The organism is Gemmatimonadales bacterium (genome assembly GCA_036265815.1).
Lineage (GTDB): Bacteria > Gemmatimonadota > Gemmatimonadetes > Gemmatimonadales > GWC2-71-9 > CAVVWJ01.
In genome coordinates, this window is sequence record DATAOI010000009.1 from 18275 (window position 1) to 36879 (window position 18605).

The following is an 18605-nucleotide window of genomic DNA, read 5'->3' on the forward strand; positions in this document are numbered from 1 at the left end:
CGCCACAGTCGCCCGGCAGGAACTGACCGAAGACCATTGGGGAACGAAGTCAGCCGCTCAGAGGTTCCCTCCGATCGTGTTTCCCGGCCGGTTTGAACGCAAGATCCGGATGGTGCCACGCTCCGCCGGGTGCTACCATACTGCCCATGTTACTCCAAATTTCCACCGATGACGAGAGCCGCTGGGCGGCGGTGCAGAATCGTGACACATCCGCCGACGGGTGCTTCGTTTACGCGGTCGCCTCCACCCGGATCTATTGCCGCCCTTCCTGTCCTTCCAGGCGGCCCCATCGCCGGCACGTGCGGTTCTTCGGTTCGACGGTCGAGGCGGAAGCCCAAGGCTACCGGGCCTGCCGGCGCTGCCTGCCGAAGGATCCCGAGACCCGCGCTGGCCGGCGGATCCGCGCCGCCCAGAGCTACCTGGAACAGCACCTGGACGAAACCGTGACGCTGGAGCGGCTGGGCCGGGAGGTGCGGATGAGCCCCTATCACCTGCAACGCACCTTCAAGCGGCTAACCGGCACCACGCCCAAGGCTTATGCCACGGCGCGGCGGCTGGAGCGGATGAAGTCCCGACTCAAGGAGGGTAAGAGCGTGACCCGAGCGACCTACGATGCAGGCTATTCCTCGCCCAGCCGGGCGTACGACCACTCTCGCGCTCGGCTGGGGATGACGCCGGCCACGTACCGGCGGGGGGGTGAGGGCGTCCGCATCGCCTTCACAGTGGTCCCGACCGATGCGGGGCAGCTGCTGGTGGCGGGGACCGATCGCGGGATCTGCGCCGTCACCCTGGGCGACGACGCCCATGCGCTGGAGGCCGCGCTGCGGGGGGAATACCCGGCGGCGGAGATCGAGAGAGGCAACGGGGAGCTGGAGGCGTGGACCCGGGCGGTGGTGGATCACCTGGAGGAAGGCGGCAGCACCGAGCGGCTTCCCCTCGACCTCCGCGGGACCGCGTTCCAACGGCAGGTGTGGGAGACGCTCCAGCGGATCCCGCGAGGCGCCACCCGCTCGTACTCCGAGATCGCCCGGGAGCTGGGTCGGCCGGCTGCCGCGCGGGCCGTGGCGCAGGCGTGCGCCAGCAATCGGCTGGCGCTGGTGATCCCCTGCCATCGGGTGGTGCGGGAGGACGGAGGGCTGGGCGGCTACCGCTGGGGCATCGAGCGAAAGCGCGCGCTGCTGGAGCGGGAGCGGTCAGCCTCGTAGCAGCGCCAGCTCCAGACCGTCGCAGAGGGCCAGCCAGCTCGCCTCGATGATGTTCTCCGAGCAGCCGACCGTGCTCCACCGCTCGGCGCCGCGGCCGGACTCGATGATCACCCGGGGGCGAGCTCCGGTGCCGAGGTGTTCGTCCACGATCCGCACCTTGTAATCCATCAGGTGGACGTCGGCCAGGGTGGGGTAATGCGGCAGGAGCGCCTTCCGCACCGCCCGGTCGAGGGCGTTGACCGGGCCGTGGCCCTCCGCGGCGGTATGCATCACCTGCTCGCCCACCCGCATCTTCACCGTGGCCTGAGACATCACCTGGTCGCCCCCGCGCTTCTCCACGATCACGGTGAAGTCCAGCAGCTCGAAGGGCGCCTGGTAGTCCGGTGAGGCGCGCCGGAGCAGCATCTCGAACGACCCCTCCGCCGCCTCGAACTGGAAGCCGAGGTGCTCCAGCTCCTTGATCCGCTGGAGCACGGGCGCCTCGCTCTCCCCAGCCGTCAAGCCCAGCGCCTCGGCGCGAAGCCGCACGTTCCGCCGGCCAGCTACCTCGCTCACCACCACCCGCATCTCGTTGCCCACCAGCGAGGGGTCGACGTGCTGGTAGCTGTCCGCCACCTTGGCGATGGCCGCGACGTGGATCCCGCCCTTGTGCGCGAAGGCGCTCCGGCCCACGTAGGGCGCGTGGGGATCGGGGTGCTGGTTGGCCACCGCCGCCACGAAGGCGGAGATCTCGGTGAGCCGGCGCAGCGCCTCGGGTGACAGGACCTCGAGGCCCAGCTTGAGCTGGAGCGTGGCGATCAAGGGCACCAGGTCGAGGTTGCCGCAGCGCTCGCCGTAGCCGTTGATGGTGCCCTGCACCTGGACGCAGCCCGCGCGTACCGCGGCCAGCGCGTTCGCCACGGCAAGACCGGCGTCGTTATGGGGATGAATGCCCAAGGGCGTCGAGAACTGCTGCCGGGCCTCCGCCACCCGCTCACCCACGACGTCGGGCAGCTCGCCGCCGTTGGTGTCGCAGAGGACCACCACGTCGGCACCCGCATCCGCGGCCGCCGCAAGGGTGGCGAAGGCGTACCCGCCATCGAGGCGGCAGCCATCGAAGAAGTGCTCCGCGTCGTAGATCACCTCCCGCCCCAGCCGCTTGAAGAAGGCGACGCTCTCCTCGATCATCCGGAGGTTCTCCTCCCGGCTCGTCTCCAGCACGCGGTCGACGTGAAGGGTCGAGCTCTTGCCCACCAGGGTCACCACTGGCGTGGCGGCCTCGATCAGGGCGAGCAGGTTGGGGTCGTCCTCGCAACGGATCCCCGCGCGGCGGGTACTCCCGAACGCCGCGACTCTGGCGTGGGCCAGCGGCACCTCGCCGATCCGCCGGAAGAACTCGGCGTCCTTGGGGTTCGAGCCGGGCCAGCCCCCCTCGATATAGCTCACACCCAGCCGGTCGAGTGCCCTGGCGATCTTGAGCTTGTCCTCCACCGACAGGGACAGGCCTTCGCGCTGGGTGCCGTCGCGGAGTGTGGTGTCGTACAGGTGGAGCGTCGTCATCGGTGCCAATCTTCGTCAGGTGAAAAACGACGCGGCCTCTCGATCGGGAGAGGCCGCGTCTCGCTGCTGTCCTGGGGTGGTGCCGCTATCCCCGTGCTCGCGCGCCGCCTCTCGGGAGGAGTCGGAGGGAAATAATGGGGAGCCGGAGCGCGGGAGCGGTCAGCATGATGGATATCTATACATTGCCGCGGGTGGGTGCGTCAAGCTGGCGGGCTACCGTCATCCGCCCTGCCCGGCGCGCCGGGCAGGGGTACCGACAGGACCCCGACGGTGACACTATTCTCCCAATGCAGACCCTCCATTGAGCGCCGAAAATGCCCACCCTCGAGACCCTCATTCCGAGATTCAAGGCCGCCGACCGCACCACCCGGCTGGAAACCCTGCTCGACTATTCCCGCAAGCTGCCGCCGCTCCCTGTCCGGTACGAGGAGGAGAAGACGCGGGGCGCCGGCCGGGTGCACGAGTGTCAGACACCGGTCTTTCTCTGGGTGGAGGTGGAGAACGGCCAGGTGCACATCCATGCCGACGTAGCGCGGGAGTCGCCGACGGTGCGCGGCTTCATCTCGCTCCTGGCGAGGACCCTCGACGGATTGCCACCGGAGAAGGTGGCCGCCATCCCGGACGACCTGCTCGACCAACTCGGCCTGAGCGAGACGCTGGGCATGACCCGGACCCAGGGGCTCTACGCCATCCTGCATCGGATCAAGCGCTCCGTGGCCGACGCCTGATGCTCGGCATTCTGGAGCTCGCCGGGAAAGGGAGCGGCTTCCTCCGGCGTCGCGAGGCGGGCTATCTGCCGGCCAACGGGGACGTGCACGTGGGGGAGCGGGTCATTCGACAGTTCGAGCTTCGCCCCGGCGACGAGATCGACGGCACCACCCGCCCCGGTGGGAAGGGCCGCGCGCCGACCCTGGAGCGGGTGACCAGCATCAACGGGCGCCCGCCCGAGGAGGTCCGCCGGCGTCTCGATTTCAACCGGCTCGGCGCGATCCACCCGAACGAGCAGCTCCGGCTGGAGTGCGGCCTCACCCGTCAGGGACAGCCCGACTTCACCAATCGGGTCGTCGACATCCTCTGTCCCTTCGGGAAGGGTCAGCGCGCCCTCATCGTGGCGCCCGCCAAGGCGGGGAAGACGATGATCCTGGAATCGATCGCCCAGGGCGTGGCCACCAACTATCCCCAGGCGGAGTTGCTCATCCTCCTGGTGGATGAGCGGCCGGAGGAGGTGTTCGAGATGGAGGCCGCCGGCGTAGGCGAGGTGGTGGCCTCCAGCTTCGACAACCCCGCCAGCCAGCACGTCGCCGCCGCGGAGCTCATCCTGGAGCGGGCCCGCCGGCGGGTGGAGCTGGGCGAGGACGTGGTGCTGATCGTGGACTCGCTCACCCGCCTGGCGCGGGCGTACAACACGGTCGAGAAGGGGACGGGGCGGACGCTCTCGGGCGGGCTCGACGCCCAATCGCTGGAACGGCCGAAGCGGTTTCTGGGAAGCGCCCGGAAGATCGACCCGGCGCAAGGCGGCGGCTCGCTCACCATCATCGCCACCGCGCTGGTGGATACGGGGAGCCGGATGGACCAGGTGATCTTCGAGGAGTTCAAAGGCACCGGCAACAGCGAGCTGGTGCTGAGCCGGGAGCTGGCGGAGCGGCGGATCTATCCGGCGATCGACCTGGTGGCGAGCGCCACCCGGCGGGAGGAGCTGCTGCTGTCCCAGGAGGCGCTGGCGGTGACCCGTCTCTTGCGCCAGCGGATCGCCGGGATGTCACCGATCAACGCCATGAACGACCTGCTCACCGACATGCGCCGGGCCAAGACCAACGAAGAGCTGATCCAGGCCCTCGCCGCGGGGTGAGCGTCCTCAGGTCCGCGCGGCCGCCGCGCGGTTGGCCGTCTCGAACTCCTTCATGAACGCCACCAGCGCCTCCACCGCGGCCGGAGGGCAGGCGTTGTAGATGCTGGCGCGCATCCCGCCTACCGAGCGGTGCCCCTTGAGACCGTCCAGCCCCCGCTTCGTGGCCTCGGCGATGAACCGGTTCTCCAGCTCCTCGGTGGGCGCGCGAAAGCAGACGTTCATCAGCGAGCGGCTGTCGGGCTGCACCGTTCCCCGGAAGAAATCGCTCGCATCGATGTACTCGTAAAGCAGCCGGGCTTTGGCCTCGTTGAGCTCGGCCATGGCGGCCAGCCCGCCCTGCGCCTGGATCCACTTGAACACCTCGCCCATGAGGTAGATGCCGAAGGTGGGCGGCGTGTTATAGAGCGAGCGCTCGGCGGCGAAGGTGCGATACTGCAGCATGGTCGGCAGGGTCTTGGGGCCCGCCTCGACCAGATCGTCCCGAATGATGACCAGGACGACGCCGCTGGGCCCCAGGTTCTTCTGCGCGCCCGCATAGATCAGCCCGTACTTCCGGACGTCGATCGGGCGGCTGTACATGTCGCTCGAGGTGTCGGCCACGAGGGGCACGCCGGCCGGCACCGCGGGCTCGGTGCGCCACTGGGTGCCGTAGATGGTGTTGTTGGTGGTGACGTGGGCGTAGACCGGATCGGCCGACCAGCGGATCTCCTCGGGCGCGGGGATCCGGTCGAAGTTGGTGGACTCGCTGCTCGCCGCGATGTGCACCTTGGCGCCCAGGACCTTGGCCTCCTTCACCGCCTTCTGGGCCCAGACGCCGGTGAGCAGGAAATCGGCGGTGCGCCCGGCCGGGAGCAGGTTCATCGGCACCATGGAGAACTGGAGCGAGGCGCCGCCCTGGAGGAAGAGCACCCGGTAGTTGTCGGGGATGCCGGCCAGGTCGCGGCAGGCCCGCTCCGCCTCGTCCAGGATCCGGTCGAACACCTTGCCCCGGTGGCTGTGCTCCACGATCCCGATACCGCTGCCGGCCACGTTCCAGACGGCCTCCTGCGCCTTCCGGAGCACCGGTTCGGGGAGGACCGCGGGGCCGGCGCTGAAGTTGTGGATGCGGTCGGTCATGCTGGGTTCCTCCCGTCGATCTCGCTCAGCTCCACGCTGATGATGTCGGCATTGCCGCTGCGGATCCGTTCCAGCGCGCCGTTGGTCGGCTCGCCGTCGAGGTGGATCCGCGCCAGCGTGGCCTGCGCGCCATGATAGATGATGTTCTCGACTTCCTCGACATTGATGGTGGCCCCCGCCAGCACGCCGAACACGTGGGCCAGCACGCCGGGCCGGTTCCGGTGCCGGATCGACAGCACGTGGGTGGCCGAGCTCCGGGCCAGGCGATTCACCACGTTGGGCACCTCGCCGCTGGCCTGGAAGGTCTGCACGATGCGGATGACCTCGTGGGCGATTGCCACCTGGGCCTGCTCGGTGGAGGCGCCGACGTGGTGGGTGCCGTACACCCCGGGCTCCTGCACGATCTCATTGCCGAACCCACCGCTGGCTCCGGCCGGCTCGCCCTGGAAGACGTCGAGGCCGGCGCGGATGCCCTTGGTCCGGATCGCCTCCCTCAGGGCGGCCTCGTCTACCACGGATCCGCGGGAGGTGTTGATCAGGTACGCCCCCGGCCGCATCGCCGCCAGGAACTCGGCATTCACCAGGTGCTTGGTCTCCGCGTTGGCCGCGACGTTGATGCTGACCGCGTCCGCCAGCCGCGCCACGTCGAGCGGCGTCTCCGCGTAGGCCACGCCGAGCCGCTCGGCTTCCTCGGTGGTGAGGCTCCGCGACCAGGCGATGACCCGCATGCCGAACGCCTGCGCCCGTTTGGCAATCTCCCGACCGATCGGGCCCAGACCCACGATCCCGAGCCTGCGGCCGTGGAGACCCCGGGCCTTGCCGTACTCGCCTTTGTTCCAGCGACCCTGCCGGAGATCGAGCGCCTGGTCGGGGATCCGCCGGTCGCAGGCCAGCAGGAGCGCAAGCGCCAGCTCCGCCACGGCGATCGAGTTCTTCCCGGGGCAGTTGGAGACGAACACGCCCTGGCTCGATGCGGTGACGACGTCGATGGTGTCGATCCCCGCGCCGGCCCGGATCACCAGAGTGAGCGCGGTGCCGGCCTTGAGTGCTTCTCCGCTCACCTTGGTGCCGCGTACGATGAGAATGTGGGGATCGACCTCCCGGATGAGCCGAGGCAGCTCCTCCGCCTTGGCGTCCGGCTGCGCCACGACGGTGCAGCCGAGCTCCTTGAGCCCGTCCACCCCGACCTTCTCGAACTTGTCCGCGATCAACACCTTCATCAGCCGATCCCGCCTGCCAGAGTCCAGAGCATCGAGCCTACAAGGTATGCACGAACAGCCCGCTCCGCAGCTTGGGCTCGAACCAGGTGCTCTTGGGCGGCATGATCTCCCCCGCGTCGGCCACCGCCATGAGCTGCTCCAGCGAGGTGGGATACAACGCGAAGGCGATCGCCATCTCGCCCGAGTCCACCCGGCGCTCCAGCTCGGCGGTGCCGCGGATGCCGCCGACGAAGTCGATCCGCTTGTCGGTACGCGGGTCACCCACGCCAAGGATGGGGCCGAGCACGCGGTCCTGGAGCAGGGAGACGTCGAGCGCGGCGATGGGATCGCGCCGGTCGATCGTGCTGTCGTCGAGCTCCAGCAGGTACCACCGGCGGGGCAGGTAGATGGCGAAGCTGTGGGGGTGCGGTGGCACCGGATGAGCGGTGATGCTCATCCGGCCGACCCGGGAGAGGCGGGCGAGCACTCCGCTCTCTCCCTGGTTGTTCAGATCGCGCACCACGCGGTTGTAGGGCAGGATTCGCAGCTGCTCCGCGGGAAACAGCACGGCGAGGAACCAGTTGTACTCGCCATTGCGGCGGTGCTCCGGCGGGCGGGACCGGATCTCCCTGCCGGCCCGCCAGGCGCCGGCGGAACGGTGGTGGCCATCGGCGACGTACGCGTCCGGGATGGTACGGAACAGCTCCACGAACCGGCCGGGATCGGGGACCCGCCAGACGAGGTGCCGCACGCCATCGGGTGCGGTGAAGTCGTACAGCGGGGCGCTCGCTCGGGTGATCTGCTGGGTCAACCGGTCGATCTCGCGATGACCGCGATAGGTCAGGAAGACCGGCTCCGCGTGGGCGCCCAGGGCGAGGATGTGGCGGGTACGGTCATCCTCCTTGTCCTGCCGGGTCTTCTCGTGCTTCCGGATGATGTCGTGCTCGTAGTCGTCGATATGGACGCAGCCGACCACGCCGGTCTGGGCTCGGCCGTTCATCTCCTGGCGATACAGATAGAGCGACGGCTCCGGCTCGCGCAGGAGAATCCCCTCCGCCTTGAACCGGTCCAGGGCTTCGCGCGCCACCCCGTAGACCCGCGGATCGTGAGGGTCGACGCCCTCAGGCAGATCGACGTCGGACCGGCCGACATGGAGGAAGCTGTACGGATTGTCCCGCGCGAGCTCGGCGGCTTCCGCTCGGCTGACCACGTCATATGGCACGGCCGCCACGCGGGCGGCCAGCTCAGCCGGGGGCCGAAGCGCGCGGAAGGGATTGAGGCGCATGGGGGCAAGGGTATCAAGGTGGGGCAAGGTGGGGCAAGGTGGGGCAGGGTGAGGCAAGGTGGGGCAAGGTGGGGCAAGGTGGGGCAAGGTGAGGCAGGGTGAGGCAGGGTGAGGCAGGGTGAGGCAGGGTGAGGCAAGGTAGCACGAGGTCACCGGCACCCGCCCGTCCCCCCACCCTGCCTCACCCTGCCCCACCTTGCCCCACCTTGCCCCACCTTCCCTCCACCCTCCCCAACCCCGCGTCCACCGCCAGCGCCAGCAGCGCCGCGGGGAGGGCGCCGGAGAGGATCATGCGGGTGTCCGAGAGGGCCAGCCCGGCGGCGATCGGATCGCCCAGGCCGCCGGCGCCGATGAACGCCGCGAGGGTCGCCGTGCCGACGTCGATCACGGCCGCCGTCCGGATTCCCGCCATGATCACCGGTGCGGCCAGCGGTAGCCGCACGTAGCGGAGGATCTGGCCCGGTGTCATGCCCAGCGCCAGCGCCGCACCGACCGCTTCGGGCGCGGCATTGCGGACGCCGGTGTAGGTGTTCCGCAGGATCGGGTACAACGAGTAGAGGAACAAGGCCACCAGCGCCGGCACGACGCCGATCCCCAGCAGCGGGATCATGAACGCGAGCAGCGCGATGCTCGGCACCGTCTGCAGCAGTCCGACCGCGCGGATTACCGACTCGGCACTCGCCGAGCGCCGCTCCAGCGCGAGGCCGAGCGGGAGCGCCAGGGCCACCGCCGCGGCGAGCGACACGGCAACCAGGAGCAGGTGCCTGCCGGTCAGGTCGAGGATGTGGCGGCGCTGCTCCCAGAGATAGGCCACCACGCCCGCACGCGCCTCGGGCGCCGTTCGCGGGCCGGCCCGGGTGGCGCCCGTGAGTCCCAACTCCCGCAGGGCGTCGGCGGCGACGCGGGAGACCGGCTCGCCGGTGACCTCGAGCCGGCGGTTGAGCTCCCGCATCGTCTGCTCGCGGAGACGCCCGCTCAACTCGGTCAGCGCCGCCACCGCGCCGGGCATCCGGGTGGCGAGGGCCGGACCCACCATGGCGGCCGCCTCGTAGGGCGGGAAGAAGCCGCGGTCGTCCCGCAGCACCACCAGGTCGTAGCGCGCGATCAGGCCGTCGGTGGAGTACCCGTCGATGACGTCGACCTCGCCCGCGGCGAGCGCCTGATACTTGATGGCGGGAAGCAGGGCGCCCACCGACGCCAGCCGGAGTCCGTACGCTTTGGCCAGGCCGGGCAATCCATCGGACCGGCCGATGAAGTCGGCTGTGAGCCCGGCACGGAGCTGTGGACCGACCCGCGCGAGATCGCTGAGGGTGGCCAGGCCAAAGCGGCGCGCGGTCTCCCGCCTGACCGCGATGGCGTAGGTGTTCTGGAAGCCCAGGGGCGGCAACCAGCGCACGTCGTAGCGGTCGCGGAACTGGCGGGAGACCCTGTCGTAGACCTCGAGCGGGTCGGAGGTCGGACGCTCGCCCAGGATCGCGAGCAGCCCGGTGCCGGTGTACTCCGGATAGACGTCGATGGCACCGCTCCGGATGGCGCCGAACGCGATCTCGGTGGCGCCCAGCCCCAGCCGGCGGTCCACCCGGTAGCCGCGCGCCTCCAGGATCTGGGCGAACATCTCCGCCAGCACGTACGACTCGCCGAACGGCTTGGAGGCGACGATGACAGGACGGGTCTCCCGATCCTGCGCTGCCAGGTACGGTGGGGCCACGGGCGCGGTCACGAGGGGCGACATCAACAAGAGGGCAGGCAGCACCAGGCGTCTCATCCGGCCACTCGCGCGCGACGCAGCAGCTCCCGCACGTACTCGGTGGCCGGCGCGTCGCGCAGGGCGGCCGGCGGAGCGACCTGCTCGATCCGGCCGTCCCGCATCACCGCAATGCGGTCCGCCAGCAGCAGCGCTTCCTGCAGATCGTGCGTCACCAGGAGCAGGGTCAGGCCCAGCTCCGCGCGCAAGGCCAGGAAGCTGGTCTGGAGATCGGCGCGGGTGATGGCGTCGAGCGCACCGAACGGCTCGTCGAGCAGGACGATATCGGGACCGGCGGCGAGCGCCCGAGCCACCGCGACCCGCTGCCGCTGCCCGCCGGAGAGATCCCGAGGCCAGCGGGCACCGAAGACCTCCGGCTCAAGACCGACGCGCCGAAGCGCGCGCTCGGCCAGCGCCGCCTGGTCCGGCAGGCCCCGGAGCCAGGGCACCAGCGCCACGTTCCGCAGTACCCGCCAATGCGGAAGCAGCCCGCCATCCTGGGGGACATAGCCCACCCGACGCCGCAGCGGTATCGGGTCCATCCGGCCGACGTCGGCGCCGTCGACCAGCACTTGTCCCTGGTCCGGATCGGTCATCCGGTTGAAGCAGCGAAGCAGGGTACTCTTTCCGGCGCCGCTCTCGCCGATCAGGGCGACGCACTCGCCGGGGTGCACCTCGATCGAGACCCGGTCGAGTGCCGCGACCGGGCCGAACCGCTTGGAGAGCTCGATCGCCTGCAGCGCCGGGCCGTTGGGCATCTGCCAAGTTACCGCCGCGCTCTCGCAAACTACCAGAGGCTGCGCTCCGCCCGATGGCCAGGTGGCCTCGCGATGTGTCGTGCCTCGCGCACATCCCTGCACCACAGCGGATTGCACTCGGCGGAACGGCCCGCGGGTAACCGCATCATCCGGGCGTGCTTCGCGAGTACGATCGCGGCGGCCGGCTCACGCGCCGATCACTTCCGCACGGCACTGCGACTGCGACCCCGCCATGCAGAAAGATGCATCGAGAACGCGCATGAAACGCGCATGAAATTGGCGTGCTGATGGGGGTTCCACCGGCCCATATCGAGGGGACCAGCCATGTACCGGATCGAGCTGTCGCCCGGCGAGGAAACCGTCTTCCGGACGATCGAGGAGCTGGCCATCGGGGTGCGGAACGGCGTCATCTCTCCCCGCGCGCGGATCTACCATAACGCGTCGCAGAAGTGGCTCCCGATTGAGTTCCATCCGCACTACAAGAAGGCGATGGAAATCCTGAACTCGAAGACGGCGCCGCGCGCCATGGCCCAACCGGTGCCTGTTGGCGCGGGGTCGGGGCCCCTGCCCGCGCCGATTCTCGCCCCAGCGCCTGAGCCGACCCTCACCCCCGTGTCTGAGCCCGCCTACGCGCCGCGCCAGACGCCTGCCCCGATGTCGCGGCCGGCCCCAGTGGCCAGTCCCCGGGATACGCCGATGCCCGCACCGGCGCCAGCACCCGCGCCCGCTCCTGTGCGTGCGCCTGCGCCGATGAAGATGCCGTGGGAAGCGAAGGCGCCGGCGCCACCGGTGGATTCCCCAGTGCTCCTCCTGGCGAAGCTGAGCTATCCGGAAGTCACCCCCGCCGAAGAGCCGGTGGCGCATGCCTCGCCGGCACGGGTGCATGCGGGCGGACGGCGGATGGTGCAGGTCGCCGTCGTGGCGTCGGTCGTCGTGGCCTGCACCTTCGTGATGATGCGTGCTTCCGCGCGGCCCGCCACGCTGGTTGCGCCGCGGGCCAGGTCCATCAATCACTCGGTGCCGGCGGCCGATCGCCCGGAGCCGCCCCCGCTCCGCGCGACCGCGCCGCGCCCGACTGCTTCGGCGTCGAGCAGCACCGGCGCCGCGATGGTCACGGTGCCGGGCCCGGCATTCGCGCCGGGGACGATCGGCGCCAAGCCTGCCGGGGATAAGCCGGTCGTCGCCGCGAAGAACGTGGTACCCAAGAGTGGCGCGACGGATTCCACCCCAGTCATCGAGCCCGCTCCGGTCGATGTCGACATCTCGGCGCCGGTGCTCCCGGCCACCGACTCGCTCTCGGTGCTGCCCAAGTCGGCAGCCGACTCCAACGCGATCGGCCGCATTCTTCGCGCGGTCGGCGGAACCCGTCCGACGCAGAGCTCGACCCCCTGATCTTCCCGTGAGCCGAGTCACCGCTTAGACTGTTTCCCGCCGGCATAATCCATCCACGTAAGTTGTTATTTGTCAACAAGTTATGTTGACAACTCTGTGGATATCCCGTGCACGGTGTGGACAACCGTTCGGTTCTCCACACGGGTGCCTCCATTTGCGGGGGGAGCGCTATGGCGAGGGCGATCTGGAGCGGGTCGATCAGCTTCGGGATGGTCAGCATCCCGGTCAAGCTTCACGGGGCCACGGAGAGTAAGGACATCTCCTTTCACCTGCTCCACTCCACCTGTGGCACCCGGCTCAAACAAGTGCGCTGGTGTCCTACTGACGAGGTGGAGGTGCCCTGGGGCGAGACGGTGCGGGGCTACGAGTACGCCAAGGACCAGTACGTCACCCTCACGGACGAAGACTTCGAGAAGCTGCCGCTCCCGAGCAAACACGTGATCGAGCTGAGCGGGTTCGTGGAGGAGCAGGAGATCGATCCCGTCTTCTACGAGAAGAGCTATTACCTCTCTCCCGACGAGCGCGCGGAGAAGCCGTACGCCCTCCTGCTCCGCGCGCTGGAGAAGAAGAAGCTCACGGCACTCGCCACCATCACCATCCGGAAGAAAGAGCAGCTCTGCGCGCTGCGGCCGCGCGACGAGGTGCTGATGCTGGAGACGCTCTTCTATCCCGACGAGGTGCGCAAGGAATCGGGCGTGGACCTGTCGGCGGCACGGGTGAGCGACCGTGAGCTGGACATGGCGTTCACTCTCATCGAGCTGCTGCGGAAGCCGTTCGATCCGGGGGAGTATCAGGACCACTACCGGGAGGCGCTGGCGCAGCTGATCGAGGCCAAGCTCGAGGGCCGCCAGGTGGTGAAGGCCCCGCCGGCGCGCGAGACCCGGGTCATCGACCTGGCGGACGCGCTCCGGAAGAGCGTCGAGGCGGCGCGGAAAGGCAAGCCCAAGCCGGCCGCACGTGCCCGCAAGCCGGTGCGGGCGCAGCGGCGCACGAGGAAGGTGGGGTGAGCCGTCGGACGGCCGTGCCGGTGCTCGAGCAGCTCGCGGCTCCGGCCGCGAGTCTCACCCTCTCGGTCGACGGCTACGAGCTTCCCGTCACCAACCTGGAGAAGGCGCTCTGGCCCAAGGTGGGGCGCGGGCGGCCGCACACCAAGCGCGATCTGCTGCGCTACTTCGCGCGGGTCTCGCCGTGGATGCTGCCGCATCTGGCGGACCGGCCGATCTTCCTCACCCGTTTTCCCGGCGGCGTCAACGGCAAGAGCTTCTTCCAGAAGCACTGGGAGCCCGCGCCGCCGTTCGCCCGCACCGTGCGGATCTACTCCGCCCACGGCGACCGCGACGGCGACTACCTCCTCTGCGAGAACCTGGTGACGCTCCTCTGGCTGGGGCAGATGGCGGGGCTCGAGCTGCACGGCTGGTTCTCCCGCACCAATCCGGAGCCGGACGCCCGCGGAAAGAGCCGTCGCTTCACCGGCTCGGAGGCGGCGCTGGAGCGCTCGATCCTCAACTACCCCGACTTCGTGGTCTTCGATCTCGACCCGTATCTCTACTCCGGCAAGGAGGGACGCGGCGAGGAGCCCGAGCTCCATAGGCGGGCGTTCGTCCGCACGCGGCAGCTCGCGCTGCACATCCGCGAGGTACTCGAGGGCCTTGGTCTCACCACCTTCGTCAAGACGTCGGGCCGGACCGGGCTGCACCTCTATCTGCCGATCGTGCGCAACCTCGACTTCGACGCGGCCCGGCGGGTGGCCGAGACCATCGCGCAGCACGTGCAGCGGGATCGGCCGCGTGAGGTCACCACCGAATGGACGGTGAAGCTCCGCACCGGGAAGATCTTCTTCGACTACAACCAGAACAGCCGGGGGAAGTCGCTGGCGGTGCCATTCTCGCCTCGACGGCACGCGGCGGCGACGGTCTCGATGCCGGTGAGCTGGGACGAGCTTGAGGAGATCTATCCGACCGACTTCACGCTCGACACCGCGTCCGACCGGCTCGAAGCGGGTGGCGACCCCTGGACCGGCATGCTCGAGGCGCGACAGGATCTGGCCGAGGTGCTCGGGTTGAGGAGGGCGGGATGAGCGGGCGGCTGGAGTCGCTGGCGAGAGACGGCCGACACCGGCTGCGCTACCGCGCGCAGGCCGCCTGGATGGCCCCTATGCTGGCAACCCTCACCGAGGCGCTGCCGCGGGGTGGCGAGTGGGTCTACGAGCCCAAGCTCGACGGTGTCCGGGTGCTGGTCTACGCCCAGGGTGGGGCGATCAAGCTCTTCTCCCGCAACCGGAAACCGCTGGAGTCCGCGTACCCCGAGCTGGTCGACGCGCTTACCCACTCTGTCAGGGGTGACGCGGTGCTCGATGGCGAGGTGGTCGCGGTGGATCCGGCCACCGGCCTGAGCAGCTTCGCCCGGCTGCAGCGCCGGATGCAGCTCCGGGATGCCACCCGCGCGCGGCGCACCGGCGTGGGGGTCGAGCTTTATCTCTTCGACTGTCTCTTCTACGAGGGGGTCGATCTCACCGCCCTGCCGCTGATCGACCGGAAGGCGGTGCTGCGCGACGTCGTCTGGTTCGACGCGCCGATCCGCTTCACTCCGTACAAGACCACCGGCTCGGCGGCGATGTTTCGGGAGGCGTGCGCCAAGGGCGCGGAAGGCATCATCGCCAAGCGGGCGGAGAGCCGCTACGTGAGCGCCCGATCGCTCGACTGGCTCAAGGTCAAGTGCGTGCACCAGCAGGAGTTCGTGATCGGCGGGTACACGGCGCCCAAAGGCTCGCGCGAGAACCTCGGCGCGCTCCTGGTGGGGTATTACGAAAACGGCTCGCTCAAGTACGCCGGCAAGGTGGGCACCGGATACGACCGGTCGACTCTCGAGCTGCTTCACCGGCGGCTCACGCCGCTGCACCGGCGGACGTCACCATTCGCGCCAGGGCCCGCGCCCGCGGGCGAGGTGCGGTGGGTGACGCCGCGGCTGGTGGCACAGATCGGCTTCGCGGAGTGGACGCCGGCGGGGCTGCTCCGGCATCCGCGCTTCCTCGGGCTCCGGGAGGACAAGGCGGCGGCCGAGGTGGGACGGGAGGAGTAGGGTTGGTGCCCCTCGCTTGCCTCCGGGCTTCACGGTAGGTTTCGAACACTCCAGCACAACCAAGGTTTCCCAAAGGTTTCCCCCATCGGGGCTCGCCCATGGGCACCGCCGAGCCGCTCAACCGATTGCGCCAGGCGTTAGCGGATCGCTATCGGATCGAGCGAGAGCTTGGCCGTGGTGGCATGGCCACGGTGTACCTGGCGCACGATCTCCGGCATGACCGGCCGGTCGCCCTCAAAGTGCTCGAGCCCGATCTCGCCGCCGCGTTGGGCCCCGAGCGCTTCCAGCGGGAGATCCGAGTGGCGGCACGGCTGCAGCATCCCCATATCCTCACGGTTTACGACTCAGGCGAGGTGGCACCCGACCATGAGGGGCCGAGACTCCTCTGGTTCACCATGCCCTACGTGGAGGGGGAGTCCTTGCGCGACCGGCTCCGGCGCGAGCACCAGCTCTCGATCGACGACGCCATCCGCATTACCCGCGAGGCAGCGTCCGGCCTGGACTACGCCCACCGGCACGGCATCGTCCACCGCGACGTGAAGCCGGAGAATGTGCTCCTCACCAGCGACGGCGACGTTCTGGTGGCCGACTTCGGCATCGCCCGGGCGCTCGGGAGCGCGGACGAGGCGCTGACCCAGACCGGCCTCGCGGTGGGCACGCCTGCGTACATGAGTCCCGAGCAGGCCGCGGGGGAACGGGAGCTGGATCCGCGGACGGACGTCTATAGCCTCGGCTGTGTGCTCTACGAGATGCTCGCGGGCGAGCCACCGTACACCGGTCCCACCGCCCAGGCGGTCTTGGCCAAGCGCTTTCACGAGCCGATCCCGAGCGTGCGGCGCGGACGTCCCGGCGTGCCGGAGACTGTGGATCTGGCGATCCAGCGCGCGCTCGCGACGGTGCCAGCAGACCGATTCCGGACCCCCGCGGAGTTGGCGCAGGCACTGTCCTCGGTGTCCTCCTCGGCCAGGACGGCGGTGCTGGCTCCCCCGACCACCATTGCTACTCCCACCGCTGGTCCGAGTGCTGCGGGGCGACGGCGGCTCCCGATCGGCGCCGCCACCCTGGCGCTCGGCTTCCTGCTGGGCCTGGGCGTGCTGTTCGCCTGGCGCAAGAGCCACCGAGGGACGGAGGAGACCGGCGGCGCGGTCCGCTTGGTAGTGCTGCCCTTTGAGAACATGGGCGACTCGGCGCAGGGCTACTTCGCCGACGGTATCACCGACGAGATCCGCACCAAGCTGACCGGACTTCAGGGCGTGTCGGTGATCGCCCGGGAGAGCGCCGACCAGTACCGCCGGCTGCACAAGCCGCTTCAGCAACTGGGCGAGGAGCTGGGCGTGCAGTACGTCCTCCAGGGCACCATCCGATGGGAGAAGACGGGGGATGGCCCGGGCCGGGTACGGGTGAGCCCCGAGCTGGTGCGAGTGAGCGATGGGACCAACGTCTGGGCCCAGCGCTACGACGCCGTCCTCTCCCAGGTGTTCGAGGTTCAGGCGCAGATCGCGGAGGCGGTCGCGGCGGGCCTTGGCGTCGCATTGTCTCCCCATCAGCAGCAGGAGCTGGCGACCCGGCCGACCGAGAACCTCGAAGCGTACGACGTATATCTTCGGGCCGGGGCCGTGAATACGGAGGCTGGATTCCGGGAGAGCCAGGCCCTGCTGGAGCGTGCCGTGGCACTGGACTCCAACTTTGCCAAGGCCTGGGCCGAGCTCGCCAACGCTCGTCTGAGCGGCTACTGGTTTGGGTACGACAAGAGCGAGAAGCTGCTGGCCGCCGCCAAGGTGGCGGTCGATCGCGCGCTGAGCCTGGCACCGAAGGATCCGGACTCCTACGCCGCGCTGGGCTATTACCACTATTGGGGGCACCGGGACTACACCAAGGCGCTGGCCGCGTTTCAGCAGGCGCTGGCCCTGTCACCGGCCCACAACGGCTCCCTCTATGGCGTCGCACTCGTGTCCCGGCGGCTGGGACACTGGGATGCGGCCGTCCAAAGCCTGCGGCGCGCCGTCGCCGACAATCCCCGGGATGTAGGGATTCAGGCGGGGTTAGGCGAGACCCTCTTCCTGATGAAGCGATACCAGGAGGCACTCGCCGAGCTGGACAAGGCCTTGAGTATCGACCCAGCGAACTACTTCAGCTGGAATTACCGCGCGTATATCCGCCTTGCGCTGACGGGTGACTTCGCGGCCGCCCGTGCTGAATTCGCCCGTGCTCCCGAGGAGATCCGACAGAGGAGTCTCTCGAATTTCCAGATGGTTGTGGTCGGGCCGGTCGGGGCGCGGCTCCTGAGCCCCGAGAGCGAAGACTCCCTCCTGCGGGTCCCGATGAGTCCACTCGATGCCGATTCGGCGACCTACTACCTCGCCCGGGCAACCGGGTATCAGTACCTCGAACGACCGGCCGTGGCCCGAGCGTACTTCGATTCCGCCGCGGCCCGACTTCGCCGGGTGGTGGCCCAGCAGCCTGACGATCCGGAGGTGCACGCGAACCTGGGGGTCGCCTTGGCCGGGCTGGGTCAGGCGGAAGCGGGACTGCAGGAAGCCCGCCGGGCCGTCGAGCTGCTGCCGTTCGACCGGGATCAGCTTGCCAACGCCGGCCTCGTCCTCGTGCAAACGCGGATCGAGGTCCTGGCGGGGCATCACGACGAGGCGGTGGCGCACCTGCGAAGCCTGCTGGCGCAGCCGGGGCTGGTGTCGGTGGGGTACCTCAAGGCCTCGCCCGAGTGGGCGCCACTCCGGTCGAGGGCGGATTTCCAACAGCTCCTCGGTGCCGCCGGGACGTGATCCGCCAGCTGGGGGCGCTCCCTCGGCTTCCCGGTCCCGGTCCGGGCCGTTACCCACTTCGTTCCCGCGGGTTACTTTTCTCTACCCAATAGCCTTCACAATCTCTCCAGCCCCAGCTGGAACCTATGGACCTGCCTGGCCAACTGCAGGTGGCGCTGGCGATGTTCAGCATCAGCGGCTACCTCCAGCGCGAGCCCGACCGCGCCTTCAACCGGATGGCCCGCGGGCTTCATCTCGACGTCCTCATCGGCTCATGAGCGCCGAACTGCGCACCCGGCTACTACTCCTGGCGCTCGGGGACACCGACTCCGCCCTGGCGGTTCTCAAGACCTCTGCCAACCAGCACAAGTGGTGGTTCGGCTTCAACTACCGCTGGGCGCCACTGCAGAACGACCCGCGCTATCAGGCGCTGCTGCGGCAGATCGGTGCAGTCCAGTGACCGCGAGCTCCTCGTCCCTCGCCGCGGCATTGGCCGAGCGCTACGTGCTGGAGCGGGAGCTGGGGGCGGGGGGCATGGCGACGGTGTATCTGGCCGAGGACGTGCGGCATCGGCGCAAGGTGGCGGTCAAGGTGCTCCGCCCCGAGCTGGCGGCCAGCATGGGCCCGGACCGCTTTCTCCGGGAGATCGAGATCGCGGCCCAGCTGCAGCACCCCCACATC

The 18605-nt window shown here is 69.4% G+C and carries 17 protein-coding genes; 11 read left to right on the forward strand and 6 right to left on the reverse strand.

Translation table 11 applies throughout. The features are described from left to right. The first annotated feature begins 146 nt into the window (after positions 1–146). Positions 147–1205 (forward strand): bifunctional DNA-binding transcriptional regulator/O6-methylguanine-DNA methyltransferase Ada, encoded by a 1059-nt coding sequence (gene ada / locus VHR41_01300; GenBank protein ID HEX3232801.1) that lies wholly within the window; start codon positions 147–149, stop codon positions 1203–1205. Here the strand turns inward: ada and cimA are convergent. Beyond that, positions 1194–2744, reverse strand: coding sequence for a citramalate synthase (cimA, locus tag VHR41_01305; protein HEX3232802.1), 1551 nt, complete (start codon positions 2742–2744; stop codon positions 1194–1196). The two genes, ada and cimA, sit on opposite strands and share 12 nt — an antisense overlap. Positions 2745–3058: 314 nt before the next feature. Here cimA and VHR41_01310 point away from each other — a divergent pair, with 314 nt between their 5' ends. Beyond that, positions 3059–3472: a SufE family protein gene (locus VHR41_01310; protein ID HEX3232803.1), complete on the forward strand. Its 414-nt coding sequence runs from the start codon at positions 3059–3061 to the stop codon at positions 3470–3472. Then, complete coding sequence (gene rho / locus VHR41_01315) at positions 3472–4593, forward strand: transcription termination factor Rho (GenBank protein HEX3232804.1); 1122 nt, start codon at positions 3472–3474, stop codon at positions 4591–4593. The genes VHR41_01310 and rho overlap by 1 nt, the downstream gene beginning before the upstream one ends. A gap of 6 nt (positions 4594–4599) precedes the next feature. Here rho and serC read toward each other — a convergent pair whose 3' ends face one another. The 5 genes from serC to VHR41_01340 form a co-directional block, all read right to left on the reverse strand. After that, positions 4600–5709 (reverse strand): 3-phosphoserine/phosphohydroxythreonine transaminase, encoded by a 1110-nt coding sequence (gene serC / locus VHR41_01320; GenBank protein ID HEX3232805.1) that lies wholly within the window; start codon positions 5707–5709, stop codon positions 4600–4602. Then, complete coding sequence (locus tag VHR41_01325; protein ID HEX3232806.1) at positions 5706–6929, reverse strand: NAD(P)-dependent oxidoreductase; 1224 nt, start codon at positions 6927–6929, stop codon at positions 5706–5708. Before VHR41_01325 ends, serC begins: the two co-directional genes overlap by 4 nt. 37 nt (positions 6930–6966) lie before the next feature. Beyond that, the gene (locus VHR41_01330) at positions 6967–8193 is read right to left on the reverse strand and encodes a DUF1015 family protein (protein ID HEX3232807.1); all 1227 of its coding nucleotides are present in this window, start codon (positions 8191–8193) and stop codon (positions 6967–6969) included. A 181-nt stretch (positions 8194–8374) separates the two neighbouring features. Beyond that, a complete protein-coding gene (locus VHR41_01335) occupies positions 8375–9958 on the reverse strand; it encodes a glycine betaine ABC transporter substrate-binding protein (GenBank protein ID HEX3232808.1) in 1584 nt (527 codons plus the stop codon). Then, positions 9955–10695, reverse strand: a complete 741-nt coding sequence (locus tag VHR41_01340; GenBank protein HEX3232809.1) for an ATP-binding cassette domain-containing protein — start codon at positions 10693–10695, stop codon at positions 9955–9957. Before VHR41_01340 ends, VHR41_01335 begins: the two co-directional genes overlap by 4 nt. A 324-nt stretch (positions 10696–11019) precedes the next feature. Between VHR41_01340 and VHR41_01345 the strand changes: the two genes are divergently transcribed. The 8 genes from VHR41_01345 to VHR41_01380 all read left to right on the forward strand — a co-directional run. Beyond that, a complete protein-coding gene (locus VHR41_01345; protein HEX3232810.1) occupies positions 11020–12087 on the forward strand; it encodes a hypothetical protein in 1068 nt (355 codons plus the stop codon). 170 nt (positions 12088–12257) lie between these two features. Then, positions 12258–13094 carry a Ku protein gene (locus VHR41_01350; protein HEX3232811.1) on the forward strand — a complete coding sequence of 279 codons (837 nt, stop codon included), beginning with the start codon at positions 12258–12260 and terminating at the stop codon, positions 13092–13094. Continuing rightward, positions 13091–14164, forward strand: a complete 1074-nt coding sequence (gene ligD, locus VHR41_01355) for a non-homologous end-joining DNA ligase (GenBank protein HEX3232812.1) — start codon at positions 13091–13093, stop codon at positions 14162–14164. Before VHR41_01350 ends, ligD (VHR41_01355) begins: the two co-directional genes overlap by 4 nt. After that, positions 14161–15165 (forward strand): non-homologous end-joining DNA ligase, encoded by a 1005-nt coding sequence (gene ligD, locus VHR41_01360; protein ID HEX3232813.1) that lies wholly within the window; start codon positions 14161–14163, stop codon positions 15163–15165. Before ligD (VHR41_01355) ends, ligD (VHR41_01360) begins: the two co-directional genes overlap by 4 nt. 98 nt (positions 15166–15263) lie before the next feature. Then, positions 15264–17945, forward strand: a complete 2682-nt coding sequence (locus tag VHR41_01365) for a protein kinase (protein ID HEX3232814.1) — start codon at positions 15264–15266, stop codon at positions 17943–17945. Positions 17946–18070: 125 nt separating this feature from the next. Then, on the forward strand, positions 18071–18202 hold the full coding sequence (locus VHR41_01370) for a hypothetical protein (protein HEX3232815.1): 132 nt from the start codon (positions 18071–18073) through the stop codon (positions 18200–18202). Further along, on the forward strand, positions 18199–18384 hold the full coding sequence (locus tag VHR41_01375) for a hypothetical protein (GenBank protein HEX3232816.1): 186 nt from the start codon (positions 18199–18201) through the stop codon (positions 18382–18384). The genes VHR41_01370 and VHR41_01375 overlap by 4 nt, the downstream gene beginning before the upstream one ends. Beyond that, a partial coding sequence (locus VHR41_01380; GenBank protein ID HEX3232817.1) for a protein kinase occupies positions 18381–18605 on the forward strand: 225 nt, incomplete at its 3' end. The genes VHR41_01375 and VHR41_01380, both read left to right, overlap by 4 nt.